The sequence below is a fragment of the Flavobacterium panici genome, assembly GCF_903819335.1.
Lineage (GTDB): Bacteria > Bacteroidota > Bacteroidia > Flavobacteriales > Flavobacteriaceae > Flavobacterium > Flavobacterium panici.
This window is the reverse complement of sequence record NZ_CAIJDE010000063.1, coordinates 40,940-56,359: the sequence shown is the minus strand read 5'-3', so window position 1 is coordinate 56,359 and position 15,420 is coordinate 40,940. Positions and strand designations below refer to the sequence as shown.

The 15,420-nt window shown below is 32.7% G+C and carries 14 protein-coding genes; 6 read left to right on the top strand and 8 right to left on the bottom strand.

From position 1 onward, the window contains the following. The first annotated feature begins 154 nt into the window (after positions 1–154). Together FLAPXU55_RS21675 and FLAPXU55_RS21670 are read left to right on the top strand one after the other, a co-directional pair. Positions 155–1,297, top strand: coding sequence for a helix-turn-helix domain-containing protein (locus FLAPXU55_RS21675; RefSeq protein ID WP_180861296.1), 1,143 nt, complete (start codon positions 155–157; stop codon positions 1,295–1,297). Between the two features lie 157 nt (positions 1,298–1,454). Next, a complete protein-coding gene (locus FLAPXU55_RS21670; protein WP_180861294.1) occupies positions 1,455–3,842 on the top strand; it encodes an outer membrane beta-barrel family protein in 2,388 nt (795 codons plus the stop codon). Between the two features lie 73 nt (positions 3,843–3,915). Here the strand turns inward: FLAPXU55_RS21670 and FLAPXU55_RS21665 are convergent, their stop codons facing one another. After that, positions 3,916–4,584 carry a ZIP family metal transporter gene (locus FLAPXU55_RS21665; protein WP_053473655.1) on the bottom strand — a complete coding sequence of 223 codons (669 nt, stop codon included), beginning with the start codon at positions 4,582–4,584 and terminating at the stop codon, positions 3,916–3,918. Positions 4,585–4,680: 96 nt separating this feature from the next. Beyond that, positions 4,681–5,445 (bottom strand): class I SAM-dependent methyltransferase, encoded by a 765-nt coding sequence (locus FLAPXU55_RS21660; protein WP_053473654.1) that lies wholly within the window; start codon positions 5,443–5,445, stop codon positions 4,681–4,683. A gap of 135 nt (positions 5,446–5,580) precedes the next feature. On the opposite strand from FLAPXU55_RS21660, the gene FLAPXU55_RS21655 reads away from it, so the two are divergent. The 3 genes from FLAPXU55_RS21655 (at position 5,581) to FLAPXU55_RS21645 (ending at position 7,781) form a co-directional block, all read left to right on the top strand. Then, positions 5,581–6,744: a THUMP domain-containing class I SAM-dependent RNA methyltransferase gene (locus tag FLAPXU55_RS21655; protein WP_180861292.1), complete on the top strand. Its 1,164-nt coding sequence runs from the start codon at positions 5,581–5,583 to the stop codon at positions 6,742–6,744. An 89-nt stretch (positions 6,745–6,833) separates the two neighbouring features. Next, on the top strand, positions 6,834–7,070 hold the full coding sequence (locus FLAPXU55_RS21650) for a hypothetical protein (protein ID WP_053473652.1): 237 nt from the start codon (positions 6,834–6,836) through the stop codon (positions 7,068–7,070). An 18-nt stretch (positions 7,071–7,088) separates the two neighbouring features. Continuing rightward, positions 7,089–7,781 (top strand): aspartate/glutamate racemase family protein, encoded by a 693-nt coding sequence (locus FLAPXU55_RS21645; protein ID WP_180861290.1) that lies wholly within the window; start codon positions 7,089–7,091, stop codon positions 7,779–7,781. Between the two features lie 85 nt (positions 7,782–7,866). Here the strand turns inward: FLAPXU55_RS21645 and FLAPXU55_RS21640 are convergent, their stop codons facing one another. The 3 genes from FLAPXU55_RS21640 to rlmD are packed head-to-tail and all read right to left on the bottom strand — an operon-like array spanning position 7,867 to position 10,662. Next, entirely contained in the window at positions 7,867–8,691 is an 825-nt protein-coding gene (locus FLAPXU55_RS21640; protein WP_180861288.1) for a DUF6048 family protein, read from the bottom strand. Then, on the bottom strand, positions 8,663–9,235 hold the full coding sequence (locus tag FLAPXU55_RS21635) for a DUF6452 family protein (RefSeq protein WP_180861286.1): 573 nt from the start codon (positions 9,233–9,235) through the stop codon (positions 8,663–8,665). Before FLAPXU55_RS21635 ends, FLAPXU55_RS21640 begins: the two co-directional genes overlap by 29 nt. Before the next feature lie 14 nt (positions 9,236–9,249). After that, entirely contained in the window at positions 9,250–10,662 is a 1,413-nt protein-coding gene (rlmD, locus tag FLAPXU55_RS21630; RefSeq protein WP_180861284.1) for a 23S rRNA (uracil(1939)-C(5))-methyltransferase RlmD, read from the bottom strand. Positions 10,663–10,995: 333 nt separating this feature from the next. Here rlmD and FLAPXU55_RS21625 point away from each other — a divergent pair, with 333 nt between their 5' ends. Beyond that, positions 10,996–11,871: a sensor histidine kinase gene (locus FLAPXU55_RS21625; protein ID WP_235992134.1), complete on the top strand. Its 876-nt coding sequence runs from the start codon at positions 10,996–10,998 to the stop codon at positions 11,869–11,871. 280 nt (positions 11,872–12,151) lie between these two features. Here FLAPXU55_RS21625 and FLAPXU55_RS21620 read toward each other — a convergent pair whose 3' ends face one another. From FLAPXU55_RS21620 to cysM, 3 genes are all read right to left on the bottom strand, one after another. Further along, the gene (locus FLAPXU55_RS21620; protein WP_180861280.1) at positions 12,152–13,231 is read right to left on the bottom strand and encodes a hypothetical protein; all 1,080 of its coding nucleotides are present in this window, start codon (positions 13,229–13,231) and stop codon (positions 12,152–12,154) included. Positions 13,232–13,378: 147 nt separating this feature from the next. Continuing rightward, complete coding sequence (locus FLAPXU55_RS21615; protein ID WP_180861278.1) at positions 13,379–14,365, bottom strand: aldo/keto reductase; 987 nt, start codon at positions 14,363–14,365, stop codon at positions 13,379–13,381. A 166-nt stretch (positions 14,366–14,531) separates the two neighbouring features. Further along, positions 14,532–15,419 carry a cysteine synthase CysM gene (gene cysM, locus FLAPXU55_RS21610; RefSeq protein ID WP_180861276.1) on the bottom strand — a complete coding sequence of 296 codons (888 nt, stop codon included), beginning with the start codon at positions 15,417–15,419 and terminating at the stop codon, positions 14,532–14,534. Between the last annotated feature and the right edge of the window lies 1 nt (position 15,420).

The following is a 15,420-nucleotide window of genomic DNA, read 5'->3' as shown; positions in this document are numbered from 1 at the left end:
AAATTAAACTTTTTTATGGCAAATAGGGAAAAACTAGAAAGCAAAGTCGCTAAGTTTTAAAAACTTTTTCAGGTGATTTTCTTTTAGATCAAACCACTTTATAAATCTTGTTAAAAGAACTAAAATATTATATTTGTTAAATAATGAAAGTTAAATGGATAAATTAGATTTATTACAAGGGATTGGCAGAATCTCGGTTTTTGTGTCTTTACTGCTCGCCTTTTTTTTATTTACGGTCAAAACAGAGAATAAATTGGCTAATCGCTTATTTGCCTGGTTTTTTATTTTTTCTGCGGTAGATCTTAGTGGCTTTTTTATTGAGACGACTACTCGCAGAGAACTAAATTTTGAGATTTTTAGATCGACAACCTGTTTGTTTGAAATGCCTTTGTTTTATCTTTTTGTGTTGGCTGTCTGTTATTCAGATTTTAGGTTAAAATGGAAACATTTAGTTCATTTACTGCCTTTTGTAATTGTCAATTTAGTTTTTATTCCGAGAATTTATCTAAGTGTAGATGTAGACAAAGATACTTTCGCTTCGGGACTTAATTTAATGCCGGAGATTTACTTTATCCAGATTTTAGTAGAATGTCAATATGTATTTTATATTGTATCTGTATTTTTGATTGTAAAAAAGTACAGAGAAATCTATTTAGAAAATTATGCAAATGCAAGCACAGCAACTTATAAATGGCTTTTTCAAATTACATGCGTATTTCTAACGGCACATATTATTGTGGCATTAAAAAATTTATTGCGTTACAGTGGTTTTAGTGAAATATTTCTGTGGGCAAATGTTCTTGTGGGAACCATTGCTTTATTTATCACTTGTTGGTTTATAATGAAAGCTTTAAATCATCCTGAGCTTTTTAGAGGAGTTAATTCGAAGCTGAAACTTACAAAAGACATTCTGCCGGAAGTTGAAGAAAAACCAGAATTAGTAAATGCTCAAAACGATTTGATTAACAATCAAATAACAACTTTGAAACAATATATGACAGAGAAAGAACCTTTTCTTGATCCGTCGCTTACCATTCAGGAATTGGCAAATCAAATTGATATTCCGGTTCGGGATTTATCAATTTTGATTAATCATCAAATGGATCAGCATTTTTTTGATTTTGTGAATGAATATCGCATTCAAAAAGCCATGCAGATACTAAAAGATCAGTCTAAAAGTCAGCTGACCGTTCTGGAAATTTTATATGAAGTTGGTTTTAACTCTAAATCTTCGTTTAATACTTCTTTCAAAAAATACACTAATTTAACACCTACAGCTTACCGAAACGCTTCATAATAAGTAGTTTGTAAAAAGTCGTACTTCGTGCTTAATAAAGTCGAACCAATTTCCTAAATAGAAATTGGTTCGACTTTTTTTTGTCGGTCGCGTATGGAGATTTTCTAAGGCAACTTTGCTTCAAATTAATCGAAACAAGTTTAAAAATTTAGAAATCATGAAAAAAGCAAACCTCCTTATCTTTTTATTATTGCCTTTATTTTGTTTAGCACAAGCATCATTTAAATTGAAAGGAAAGATAACAAGCGAAACAAGTTCATTAGAATGGGCAGATGTTTCCATCTTAAATTCAGAAGGAAAAATTATTGATGGAACGACAACGAAACAAGATGGAAATTTTGAATTTAATCTTAAAAAAGGATCTTATAAAATAGGAATCAATCTTTTGGGATTTACAGATTATGAAAAAGAAATTTTAATTGAAAAGGATACTGTTTTAGGAACAATTATTTTGAAAGAAAGCGCCACTAATTTAGTAGAAGTTATTATTCAGTCAAAAAACAAAACAGTGGAACAAAAAACAGATCGATTGGTTTATAATCCTGAAAAGAATGTTACAACGGTTGGCGGAGATGCTTTAAACGCTATTAATACGGCGCCTGGAGTTGTGGTAAAAAATGATGTGATTACGATTTTAGGAAAAGGAACTTCCAGAGTTATGATTGACGGAAGAATGATAGAACTGGCAGGTGAGGAATTGAATAATTTTTTGAAATCTATTTCGGCAAGTGATATTAAAAATATTGAAATTATAAGTAATCCGCCGGCAAAATACGAAGCGGAAGGAGCTGGAGGATTAATCAATATTATTATGAAAAAAGGAATGCGTGATTCCTGGAAAAACACAACGACTGTTTCTTACGACCAGAATAAATACGGAATTTACACTTTGAGAGATAATTTCTATTATAACAAAAATAAATTTAGATTTTCTGCGAGCGTTAATGGAAAAACAGGTTATAAAAATGCAGATGAATCTTTGGAAATGTATTTTCCCGACGGACTTTCAGTTATGAAAAGTGAAACGAAAGTAAAAAATGAAAATCTTTCTGGAAAATTGGCTTTAGATTATGATTTTTCAGAACGTACAACTGTTGGTTTTCAGTTTTTGAATGACAGAAATAATCCAGATTTTGGATCGGATATTAGAATTGAAAAGTATAATACTCAAAATCAATTAGACAATGTTACACTGAATAATAGTTATACAGATAAAGGTTCTGGAAATCAAACTTATAATGCGCATTTGATCACTAAATTAGATTCTTTGAATAGAAAGTTATCTTTTGATGTGGATTATTTCAATTACAATTCAAAGTTCGATAGAAGTTTTATTGCTAATAATTATACGCCGGATATGACTTTTGTAGATGTAAATCAGTCGGGAAGAAATATCTCAAATCAGGATATTGACAACTGGAGTTTTAAGGCCGATATAGAACATCCGCTTCAGGCTTTAAATTTATCTTATGGTGCTAAAATGAGTTTTACAAATAGTATAAGTGATGTGCTTTATTATAATACAATTACCGGAACTCCGGAATTAGACCCAGCGCAATCAAACCGATTTAAATACACTGAAAATAATCAGGCAGTTTATATTAACGGAGATAAGAAAATGGGTGAAAAATGGAATTTTCAAATGGGTTTAAGATTAGAAAATACACAGACAAACGGATTTTCTGAAACAATGAATCAGGAAACAGTCAATAATTATTTGAAATTATTTCCAACAGTTTACGCTTCGTACAAGAAAAATGAAAACAATACTTTTAGTTTAAATTATGGGAAAAGAATCAACAGACCTCGTTTTGACTTATTGAATCCGTTTAAGGTTTATATTAATAGTAATAGTTATTCTGAAGGGAATCCGTTTTTGAGACCTTCATTTAGTGATAATTTTGAATTTGCTCATTCTTATAAAGAAGTCTTAAGAACAAGTGTTTTTGTAAATGTAATTACAAATGGTTACGGAGTTTTGTTTACTTCAAATCCCGAAACAAATACACAAATTGTAACGCGTGAGAATTATTTTAAAAACATAAATTATGGTATTGGTGAAAGTTATTCGGCGAATTTTGCAGAATGGTGGTCAAGTGAAAATTCATTGTACTTTTTAGGTGCAAAAACAGAGTTTATAAAGAATATTAATTCCACTCCGTCAAATAGTTTACAAATTGATTTTTCGACAAATAATACTTTTGTATTAGGCAAAACAACAAAACTGCAAGTTGATTTTAGTTATAGTTCGCCTTTTAAAAGTGGTTTGTATAAAGTAGGATATGTATCGAGTTTTGATATTGGTTTTAAACAGGATTTGTTTAATAAAACAATGCAGATTGCGCTTTTGGCAAATGATATTTTTAATACGTCTTATTTAAAAGATTTTGCTTCGGTTGTAAATGGGGTAAAACAAGTTTATAGCCAGAATGAGAGTAACAGGTTCGTTCGTTTTTCTGTGGTTTATAATTTTGGAAACAAAAAAATCAACATAAAAGAGCGCGCTTTTGGAAATCAGGATGAGAAAAAGAGAACGGGAAATTAAATCAGATAATTAGAAAATGTGTCAATTAGAAAATTATCTCATTATTTAATTGACACATTTTCTAATTAATTTATTATAAAAAGAATGCCAATAAAATTCCCAAAACAATCATGGATACTTTGGCAACATTAAATTTATGTCCTTCGCTGCTTTCAAAAATAATTGTTGACGAAATGTGGAATAATATACCAATTACAATTGCAGTTATTTCGGTATAATAATCGTTTAATATTGGGAGATATTCAGATGCAACGGTTCCAAGCGGCGTCATGATGGCAAAAGTCAGCATGAAAGCAAAAATGGCTTTTTTGTTTAAATCGGCATTGATGAAAAATGTCGTTAAAATCACGGCAATTGGCAAATGATGAATCGCAATTCCTACGGCTAAATCGTGATGATGGCTTACCGGAAACCCTTCTAAAAAGGCATGAATGCAAAGGCTTATAAATAAAAGCCAGGGAATTTGCGACATTTTTGCGTGGCCGTGAACGTGTCCGTGTTCTGCGCCTTTGGAGAAAAACTCCAAAACGATCTGAAACAGAATCCCGACCATTATAAACAAACCAATTTTATGATTGTGCGAACTGTAAACTTCTGGCAGCAGATGCATTACGGTTAGCGATAACAAAAATGAACCGCTAAATGCAAGCAGTAATTTTAAATTGGTTTTGTTGGTTGGTTTTAAAAACAAAGCCACACTATATCCTAAAAGTACAGAAAATAAGGGTAGTAGATAATTCATTTTTGTTTAATCGGGTTTTTGTTTAATCGTTTAATCGGTTTTTTCTGTGTCAATTTGTTCAGGCAATTAAACAAATTAACAGTTAAACGATTAAAGCTATTTAAAAATCATGATTAATCTTTCGCTTTCAGTTTTATGGAATTTTTTGAGTTTGTAATCTCCAAAAATATCTAAAAGATAAATTCCGGCTTCATCCATTAAATCCTGAAAATCTTTTAAAGTCAGGGCTTTTACTTTTTCGGTAAAATGAAATTTTCTGCCTTGGTCTTCAAAATCAATTTCTTTAAAAATATGACCGTCTTCAACATATCTTTTGATGTGAAAATCAATTCCGTCAACGGTTTTAACCTCTTGAGGAACCAAAGTTTCAATTACCTGATTCACATTCATAAAATCAATAACGGCAAATCCATATTCAGATAAACTTTCTTTGATGGCTTTAAGCGTTGTTAAGTTGTCATCGTCACTTTCGAAGTAACCAAAACTAGTAAAAAGGTTAAAAATAGCATCAAATTTTTCTTCAAAAGGTTCGCGCATATCGTGCACTTTAAAATGAAGATGTTCGTTACTATTTTTATTGGCTTCGGCAATGCTGTTTTCAGATAAATCAGCACCTAAAACATTAAACCCTAATTGATTCAGGTAAATAGAATGACGTCCTTTTCCGCAGGCTAAATCCAGCACTTTTGCTTTTTCGGGAAGATTTAGATAATGCGTTAAATTGTCCATAAAAATCTGAGCTTCTCTATAGTTTCTATCCTTGTACAGAATGTGATAATATGGAGTATCAAACCATGATGTAAACCAGTTTTCGGTATTTCTATCCTGATTTGGTGTTGATGAGTTGGGTGCGTCAGACATTTATTCTATTTCAATTAATATAAAGTACCGCAAATTTAGTGTATTTTTGCCGAAAAATAACTATTTCGCAAGGATACCTAAATAAACGTTGGCATCTGCCTGCGATTGGAGTTGTTTTTTAATACAAAAATAAAGATGGAAGAAAATTTTAGAATGATAGCCAAATGTTTTTTTGGCTTTGAGGAGATATTAGAACAGGAATTGCGTACGCTTGGGGCTCAGGATGTTGAAAAAGGAGTGCGAATGGTGAGTTTTAAAGGAGATAAAGGTTTTATGTACAAAGCTAATTTATCGCTTAGAACGGCACTAAAAGTCCTAAAACCTATTTACTCTTTTAGAGCTAATAATGAGCAGGCACTATATAAAGGAATTTCGGGAATAAACTGGTCTAAATTATTGAATGCCAATCAAACTTTTGTGATTGATGCTACGGTGCATTCGACTTATTTTAACCATTCTGAGTTTGTTTCTCAAAAATGTAAAGATGCAATTGTCGATCAGTTTAGAGAAAGAACAGGACAAAGACCAAGCATTGATAAACAATATCCGGATTTGAGAATCAATATTCATATTGATAAAGATCAGGTTTCGGTTTCATTAGATACTTCAGGAAATTCGCTGCACCAGCGCGGTTACAGAACGGCAACAAATATTGCGCCTATAAACGAGGTTTTGGCAGCTGGAATTTTATTATTATCGGGCTGGGAAGGACAAAGTCACTTTTTAGATCCAATGTGTGGTTCTGGAACTTTCCTTGCCGAAGCGGCGATGATTGCCTGCAATATTCCGGCAAACATTAACCGTAAAGAGTTTGCGTTTGAAAAATGGAAAGACTGGGACAACGATTTATTTGATCAGATTGTAAACAGTTTGATGAAGAAAACCAAAGAGTTTCATTACACTATAAAAGGTTTTGATAAAGCGCCAAGTGCGGTAAGCAAAGCCAAAGATAATATCAGAAATGCAAATCTTGAAGATTACGTAACGATCGAAGATAACAACTTTTTTGACAGCGAAAAAGCGGTTGAAGGAAAGCTTCATATTGTTTTTAATCCGCCGTATGATGAACGTTTAGATATTCATATGGAAGAATTCTACAAAAACATAGGCGATACTTTAAAGAAAAATTATCCGGGAACAAATGCCTGGTTTATTACTGCAAATCTTGAAGCTTTAAAATTTGTTGGATTAAAACCGTCAAGAAAAATCAAACTTTTTAACGGAAGCCTTGAAGCACGTTTGGTAAAATACGAAATGTACGAAGGAAGTAAGAGAACGAAATTTCAGGTTTCTGAATAGTAACAAAGGGACAAAGGTTCAAAGGAGCAGAGGTTTAAAAACTTTGTCTCTTTGAACCTTTGTAACTCTGAACCTCAAAAAAGAAAAAAATGACAAAACTACAAGTAAGAGCGTTTCTATACCAATTAGGAAGTTTCGCGATTCTGTTTATTTTAGGAAGATTTATAATTGCAGAATATACAGGATTAACCGGAATCTGGATTCCGATGACATCGTTTGTTGCGGCGACAATTATTGCGCCTAAGTTTCAGGCTGTGAAAACAAAAGACGGCGAAAAACTTTTTATGAAATGGATTTTTATAAAAGGCATTAGAGTTATTGGATAAATTTTTAAAATCAGCAATATGAGGAAAATTGGACTTATTGGCGGTATAAGCTGGGTTTCGACTACAGATTATTACAAACTTATAAATCTGGGAATTAACGAAAAGCTGGGAGGGTTAAACTTCTCTGAATGTTTGGTTTATTCTTTTAATTATGCTGATATAAAAAGAAATAACGACAATAACGATTGGGATTCGACTTTTAAGATGCTTTTTAAAGGCTGTGAATTTTTAAAATCGGGTGGGGCAGAAGCTATTATTTTATGTGCCAATACCATGCATTTAATTGCAGATAAACTTCAGGACGCGATCGATTTGCCTGTTATTCATATTGCGGTTGAAACGGCAGTAGAAATTCAAAAACAGCAATTAAAAAAGGTTGGTTTATTGGGAACTAAGTTTACAATGGAACTGGACTTTTTTAAAGATAAATTGGCTGCTCAAGGTATCGAAGCCATAATTCCTGCCAGCGAAGATGATAAAGATTTTATTCATTATACGATTTTCGAAGAGTTGGGAAGAGGAATTGTAACCGATGAAATGAAAAAACGTTATATAGAAATTGCTAATGAACTGATTCAAAACGGTGCAGAAGGAATTATTTTAGGTTGTACCGAAATTCCTTTGGTAATAAAAGAAGGAGATTTATCGGTTCCTATTTTTGATACAACTTTAATACACGCAAAATCGGCTGTTGAATTTCAGTTGTCTTAAATAAAATAAGTATAAAAAAAAGCCACGAATTCAGTAATTTAAAATATTAGATTCTTGAATTCGCGGCTTTTAATTTTTTGTAAAACTATTTCTTTTTAGGAGCTTGTTTTTGAATTTCAGGCACAATTACCTTTTTTTTGTAAATAGGAATGAAATAAGAAACGGTATAATTAAAACCTACACCAAAACTTCCGTCATAAGTTCTGTTGAAACCCGGAATATAAAGGTTGTCAAAGCCCGAAGGTTTATTGTTCATCACTAAAAGTTTTAACTGCACGCCAAAACCTACGAATAAATTATCGAAAACTTCTGCTTTAATTCCTCCTGCAACTTCAAGCCATGCGGCACTTAAACCGCTGTTTTTTTGATTTGCTTCGATTGAAGGTTTTTCTCCCCAATACGGATTTGAATTGTAAATTTTATAACTGTTTAAATCTTGGCTGAAAGAACTGAAACCGCCTCGTAAACCAATCGTAATAAGGTTTTCCATATCAAGCCAGTTGTCATACAAATTGTAATCAAATCCTCCTTTAATATAGGTTCCTGTAGCTGTAGAGTTTAATCTGTCGTCATCTGTAGTTTTGTCTTCAAAACCCAATTCGGCAGCTAGATAGTATCTTTTTGTTAAACGCCAGTCACCGGTAAATTCTACACCTTTATAATCCTTATCATAAAAACCTCTGGTTAATTTGTACAAATCAACACCCACACGCAAACCGTAACGATCTGTTTTGGGCGGAACAATAGTGTCTGCTTTAACTTCCTGAACCGCGGGTTTTGCAGTTTTAGTTTTTGGTTTTTCGGTAACTATTGGTTTTGTTGCTGTCGAATCTTTTATTTCCTGAGCATGTCCCAAAAGCATTGCAAAAACGAAACAAAGACTAAAATAATATTTCAAGGTGTGTTTCATTTTCCAGTTCAATGTTACGGGTTTTTAAATTTAAAGTCTTCATCCAAACGCCATCTCCTGTATCAGGATCATCTGTACGTATATAGCCAGAAGTATTAGGTAATTCAGTAGTTTGCTCGTTAAGCAAAAAAATGGTTTTAAAACCACAAGCTCTGGATACGTAAGAAGTTTGACGTGTATAGTTAAATGTTATTATATCGCTGTTTGTGACATCCGGATTTGGATCATCAGAATCTAATATAAATTTATAACCAGTGATATCTTCATCTATTTTTAGCGGTATAGAAATTGTATTTCCGTTTGCCAGATATTTTGTTGTAGATGTACCGTTTTCATTAAAAACAATTCCGTTAGGATCAGCGCCCGGGCCAATACCAACAACTCTTAAATTGGTAACACTTCTTGGTGTAGACGGATCTGCACTGCTGTAAAATTTAATTACTAATCTTGGAGTAGTAGGTGTATTTGCGTCGCAGATATCATCTTTTTCACAGCTGGATAAACCAAATGTAAAGACTAATAAAAGAGAAATTATTTTTTTCATCTAGCGTTTTATAATTATCGAAGTTCTAAAAGTACAACATTTTCAACATGATGCGTCTGCGGGAACATATCAACCGGACGTACGCGGGTTACTTTGTATTTTTCGTCCATTAAGGCTAAATCACGTGCTTGTGTTGCAGAGTTACAACTTACATAAACTACCTTTTTTGGAGCAATTTTTAAAATCTGATCAATTACAGCAGCATGCATTCCATCTCTCGGCGGGTCAGTAATAATAACGTCAGGTTTTCCGTGTTGTGCAATAAAAGCTTCGTTGAATACCACTTTCATGTCTCCAACAAAAAACTCACAATTCGTAATATTATTGCGTTCAGCGTTTGCTTTAGCGTCTAAAATTGCTTCTGGAACACTCTCTACACCAATTACTTTTTTTGCTTTTTTAGAAACAAACTGAGCAATAGTTCCTGTTCCTGTATATAAATCATAAACGGTTTCTTCTCCTGTTAATCCTGCATAATCACGCGTTATTTTGTATAATTCGTAAGCCTGATCTGAGTTAGTCTGGTAGAAAGATTTAGCGTTAATGCTAAATTTTAAACCTTCCATTTCTTCTAAGATATAATCTCTTCCTTTATAAAGTTTAATATCCTGATCGTAAATTGTATCGTTTGGTTTCGCATTTACCACATATTGTAAAGAAGTAATCTGCGGAAATTTTTCGTATAGATGATCTAAAACCAATTCACGATTTGCTTTATCATCTTCAAAAAACTGAATTAAAACCATGATTTCGCCTGTCGAAGCCGTACGAATCATTAAAGTTCTTAATAATCCAGAATGTTCTCTAGGATTAAAAAAGGCTAAATTATGCTCGTTTGCAAAGGCTCTGATTTCGTTTCTGATGGCATTTGAAGGATCTTCTTGTAAATGACATTTTTCGATGTCAAGAATTTTATCCCACATTTTCGGAATATGAAATCCTAAAGCATTTCTGTTTCCTAAATCTTCTGTACTTCCAATTTCTTTTTCAGTTAACCAACGGCTGTTAGAAAACGAAAATTCCATTTTATTTCTGTAGAAAAACTGTTTATCTGAACCCAAAATAGTTTCAAATTCCGGTAATTCAACTTTTCCAATACGCTGTAAATGATTTTTTACCTCGTTTTGTTTGTAATACAGCTGCTGGCTGTATTTCATGTTTTGCCATTTACATCCGCCGCAAACACCAAAATGATCGCAGATTGGATCAATACGATGCTCTGATAATTCGTGAAATTTTACGGCTTTTCCTTCGTAGTATGCTTTTCTTTTTTTGAATGTTTGTACATCAACAACATCGCCAGGAACGACATTCGGAATAAAGATTACTTTTCCGTCAGGAGCTTTTGCTACTGAGACTCCCTTTGCTCCGGCATCAAGAACCTGAATTTGATGAAAGACAACTTTGTCTGTATTTTTTCTTCCCATAGCGCAAAAATAAGGGTTTGTAAACTTTTACAAATTTTATTTTCATAATATTTTATCAAATTGTGTAATTTACTAGTTTAATAAACTTTAAAAGTTAACTTTGTTCCTGATATTCAGCCCCAAGCTACAATATATTATCAATAGTTTTGTTATGTTTTTATGAAGTTGTATCATAATCTTTCACAAATTAGCTTTTTGAAAAAAAGTTATGCGTTAAAATTTTTATTTGTCGCTTTTATAGGAATACATATTCCATTAATTGGAATTTTATTTTTTGTTCTTTTTTTCGAACAGACTATTTCACCCACATCGATTCTGATTTTTTCATTAATAATGACATTATTGGCAACCGTTGTTACTCTTGTTGTCTTAAAACAGCTCATAAGACCTATTTCTATTGCCTCAAGATCATTAGACGATTATAGAAATAAAAGAAGATTATCAATTCTCCCAACAGAATATACCGATGAAGCAGGGCTTTTAATGTGCAATATTCAGGAATCGATTTATGAGGCTGAAAGTTTTATAAATGAAAAGCAGGATTTAATTTACATGCTTTCACATGATTTAAAAAACTTTGCCGGAAATCCGCAAGGTTTGGCAAAACTAATCTTAAGCGAAAATCCCTCTGAATCTGTTAAGCATTTGGCCGATTTAATTTGTGAGTCGACCAATTTGCAATTCCGATACATCGAAAACTTTATTAAGCTGTTAAAAGAACAAGATCAGGTTCTGAAAGTAAATCAGGAAACTAAAACTATTTATTTTGAAAATATTCTTCCTTTTATCAATGAACAGGTTGAACAGCGATTAATAGATAAAAATATACTCTTGAACTTAAGTGTTGAAATTGACGAAGCTAAACTTTGGATTGATGAAGGTTTGCTGGTTCAGGTTTTGGTAAATTTAATTAGTAACGCTATTAAGTTTTCTTATTTTGACAGTGATATTAAAGTCAGAATTTATAAAGAAAACTTAAATCTTGTTATTACTGTTGCAGACAGAGGAATTGGTTTTGATAAACATCAGATGGAAGAATTATTTAAAAAATTCACCAAAATGAGCCGTTTAGGAACTGCTAATGAATCCTCAACCGGAATCGGACTTTATTTATGCAAAAAAATTATCGAAAAAAATAAAGGCCGATTAACTGCCATAAGTGAAGGCAAAAATAAAGGTGCTGAGTTTAAGATTGAGTTTGAGATCTAAGATTCTAAGATTCTAAGTTTCTGAGATTCTAAGGTTTTGAGTTTTTTCTTTGAACTTAATTTTTTATTTGTTCATCCATTAATTCTTCATCATCCCTTTCGCGGGAAAGAATTAATAGACATACAACTTTTAGATAAAAACTTATATTTTTCATGGTTATGAGTTTGGTGAGTTTTATTATGAAGATGTTTACTTTTTAAAAAGGTTGCGTAAATATGAAAAATAAACCTTAAGTTCTGAACTTTATAAAAAATGCAGAACTTAAAGCTTCATTTTGAAATTAATTATACATTAATGTTGCTTTTCCGTTAACACACTCAACTGATTTTGGTCTATTTGGAATATCGCAAAATGAAATAACCTTCCACTTATGGTTAAATGATTCCTGCATTATACTATAGTAATTCACTTTAGCCAAAAAATCTGTAGTGTTAATTTTTAAAGAATAAGGAATGTATTTTTCTGGACCTCCGCAAGCTTTTGAACCTATTGCAGTAAAATCCCAATCTCCTGTACATGGCTTATTGATGTCAGAAAGTGCAATAATTTCATTATATAATTTTTCTAAATCTTGTTCTTCTTTAGTTCTTTCAGCTTCATATAGTAAATTTCCTTTTCCATTAATACAAGTGGCAGATACTGGTTCAGCAACAACGTCACAAGTTGAATTAACTTTCCACTTATGGTTAAATTCCATTTGTTTTGCTTTATAGATATTGACCTTATTAAAAAAATCAGTTCTATCGATATTTACATAATAAGGAATGTATTTTTCTGGACCTCCGCAAGGTTTTGATCCTATTGCAGTATAATCCCAATCTCCAAAACATGATGCATTGTTGGTTGAAAGTGCAATAATCTCATCATGTAATTTTTGTAAATCTTGTTTTTCTATATTTCTATCTTCTTCATAAAGTAATGTTGCTTTTCCATCAACACAAACGGCAGCTAAAGGTCTGCGTGCAACATCACAAGTGGAAGTAATATTCCATTTTGTATTAAATATTTCTTGTTGTATAGCATAGGAATTGACTTTTGCTAAAAATTCACTCCTATCAATTTTTAGAGAATAAGGAATATATTTTTCTGGCCCTCCGCAAGGTTTTTTCCCTATTGCAATAAAATCCCACTCTCCAGAGCAAGCAGAATTGCTGTCTGAAAGTGCAATAATTTCATCATACAATTTTTCTAAATTTTTAGAATCTTCATCTTGTGTAGAATCTTCATTTTTTAATGATTCTTTTTTTTGCGTGTTTAAAGAATCTTGAAGTTTAATTTCACTGTCTGAATCACATGCAGTAAAACTTAAACAAATCATAAGGGTAATTAAGCTAATTTTCTTCATGGTTTTGATTTTCATGCAAAGAAGAAAGATTTAGGCTTAAAACACAGCTACTAAAAGATTGTAAAATAATAAAATAAGACAAAATTTAAACTTAAAGCAGAAAAAATTTAAATGTAAATCTTTTTCTGCTTTTATTTTTTTTGGGAATTGTTGATGAATCTTTTACCAAAGATGATGTACATCTTGTTTTATATACTTTTCGTAAATTTTATTCATTTCCGAAATTTTCTCCGAACTTAATTTTGGTAAATTATATACAGATAAATTAGAAAGCACATGACTTTCTTTTGAAGCTCCGGGAATAATACAGCTAATTTCGTTAAAACTCAAAATCCATTGCAAAGCAATAGGAGCAAGGTTTGCAGTTTCAGGAAATAAAGCTTTTAATTCTTCAACAGCTTTTAAACCTAAATCATAATCGATTCCTGAAAAAGTTTCGCCTTTATCAAACGCATCACCGTTTCTGTTGAAATTTCTATGATCTTGTGCGTCAAAAGTGGTTTTTGCATCAAATTTACCCGTTAAAAGTCCGCTTGCAAGAGGAACTCTCGCGATGATTCCGATATCTTTCTTTTGGGCTTCTGAGAAAAATAATTGTGACGGACGCTGACGAAATAAATTGAAAATAATCTGAACTGTCGTTACATTCGAATATTCGATTGCTTTTAAAGCTTCTTCGACTTTTTCGACACTCACGCCCAAATTCAAAATTTTGCCCTGATCTTTCAAACGATCAAACATTTCAAAAATTTCAGGTCGGTAATACACTTCCGTAGGCGGGCAATGTAGCTGAATCAAATCTAAAGTTTCTAATCCGGTTCTTTTAAGGCTGTCTTCAACAAATTTCTGAAGTACTTTTGGCTGATATCCATCATTCACATGCGGATTAATCTGACGTCCGCATTTTGTCGCAACATAAATACGTTCAGAACGCGAACGAACCACTCGTCCAACAGCAGTTTCGCTTAATCCATTTTCATAAACATCGGCAGTATCAATAAAATTTACGCCATTGTCAATTGCTGTATTGATAAGTTCATCAGCAGTTTTATCATTAAATCCTGATCCCCATTTTCCTCCAACCTGCCAGGTTCCAAGTGAGATTTCAGATATATTAAAGTTTGTTTTTCCTAGTTTTCTGTAGTTCATTTTCTTTTTAAGTTACAAAGGTTCATAGGTACAAAGGCACAAAGGTTTTCTGTAGAGGCGCACAGCAGTGCGTCTTTAGGGCAGTTATAAAGGCTTGTAACAAGTTTATAAAACTAGCTCAGATGAGCCTTTGTTCCTTTGAACCTTTGTCGCTTTGTCCCTCTTTTTAATCAAATAAATCCGAAGACAAATATCTATCACCGCGATCGCAGATAACGGCAACTATAACCCCAGATTCTAATTGTTCTGCGAGTTTTAAAGCTACGGCAACAGAGCCGCCGCTGCTCATTCCGGCGAAAACACCTTCTTCAAGCGCTAATCTTTTAGTCATTTCTCGTGCTTCATCTTCGCTTACATCTATAACAGTATCTACTTTTGAAGCATCAAAAATTTTGGGTAAATATTCCTGAGGCCATTTACGAATTCCCGGAATTTGAGAACCATCGCTCGGCTGTGCGCCAATAATTTGAACAGCAGGATTTTTTTCTTTTAAATAAGTCGAAGTTCCAATGATGGTTCCTGTAGTTCCCATTGCCGAAACAAAATGTGTTACCGTTCCATCAGTATCATTCCAAATTTCAGGACCGGTAGTTTTGTAATGCGCTTTCCAGTTGTCATCATTTGCAAACTGATTTAGCATGATATAACCGCCTTCGGCCACTTTTTTGTCGGCATAATCCCTCGAACCAATAATTCCCTCTTCAGCGGGCGTTAAAATAACCGTAGCGCCATACGCACGCATAGTTTGTGTTCTTTCTTTTGTAGAATCTTCCGGTAAAATTAATTCTATCTCTATTTGAAATAATTGTGCAATCATTGCAAGGGCAATTCCGGTATTGCCGCTTGTTGCTTCAATTAATTTATCTCCTTTTTTAATTTCTCCTCTTTCAAGCGCTGCAGCAATCATATTGTATGCCGCTCTGTCTTTTACACTTCCGCCAGGATTATTTCCTTCCAGTTTCAGTAAAAGCTTAACGTTTTTATTCTTAACCAAATTGACGGTTTCCATTAATGGAGTATTTCCAATTAGGTTTAGTAACTTCTGTGGGCCCATT

Coding starts and splice junctions, on each gene's coding strand:
- FLAPXU55_RS21670 (WP_180861294.1), top strand. CDS start 1,455: ATGAAAAAAGCAAACCTCCTTATCTTTTTATTATTGCCTTTATTTTGT.
- cysM (WP_180861276.1), bottom strand. CDS start 15,419: ATGGGCCCACAGAAGTTACTAAACCTAATTGGAAATACTCCATTAATG.
- FLAPXU55_RS21635 (WP_180861286.1), bottom strand. CDS start 9,235: ATGAAAAAAATAATTTCTCTTTTATTAGTCTTTACATTTGGTTTATCC.
- FLAPXU55_RS21665 (WP_053473655.1), bottom strand. CDS start 4,584: ATGAATTATCTACTACCCTTATTTTCTGTACTTTTAGGATATAGTGTG.
- FLAPXU55_RS21660 (WP_053473654.1), bottom strand. CDS start 5,445: ATGTCTGACGCACCCAACTCATCAACACCAAATCAGGATAGAAATACC.
- FLAPXU55_RS21615 (WP_180861278.1), bottom strand. CDS start 14,365: ATGAACTACAGAAAACTAGGAAAAACAAACTTTAATATATCTGAAATC.
- FLAPXU55_RS21620 (WP_180861280.1), bottom strand. CDS start 13,231: ATGAAAATCAAAACCATGAAGAAAATTAGCTTAATTACCCTTATGATT.
- FLAPXU55_RS21655 (WP_180861292.1), top strand. CDS start 5,581: ATGGAAGAAAATTTTAGAATGATAGCCAAATGTTTTTTTGGCTTTGAG.
- FLAPXU55_RS21650 (WP_053473652.1), top strand. CDS start 6,834: ATGACAAAACTACAAGTAAGAGCGTTTCTATACCAATTAGGAAGTTTC.
- FLAPXU55_RS21645 (WP_180861290.1), top strand. CDS start 7,089: ATGAGGAAAATTGGACTTATTGGCGGTATAAGCTGGGTTTCGACTACA.
- FLAPXU55_RS21640 (WP_180861288.1), bottom strand. CDS start 8,691: ATGAAACACACCTTGAAATATTATTTTAGTCTTTGTTTCGTTTTTGCA.
- FLAPXU55_RS21625 (WP_235992134.1), top strand. CDS start 10,996: ATGACATTATTGGCAACCGTTGTTACTCTTGTTGTCTTAAAACAGCTC.
- rlmD (WP_180861284.1), bottom strand. CDS start 10,662: ATGGGAAGAAAAAATACAGACAAAGTTGTCTTTCATCAAATTCAGGTT.
- FLAPXU55_RS21675 (WP_180861296.1), top strand. CDS start 155: ATGGATAAATTAGATTTATTACAAGGGATTGGCAGAATCTCGGTTTTT.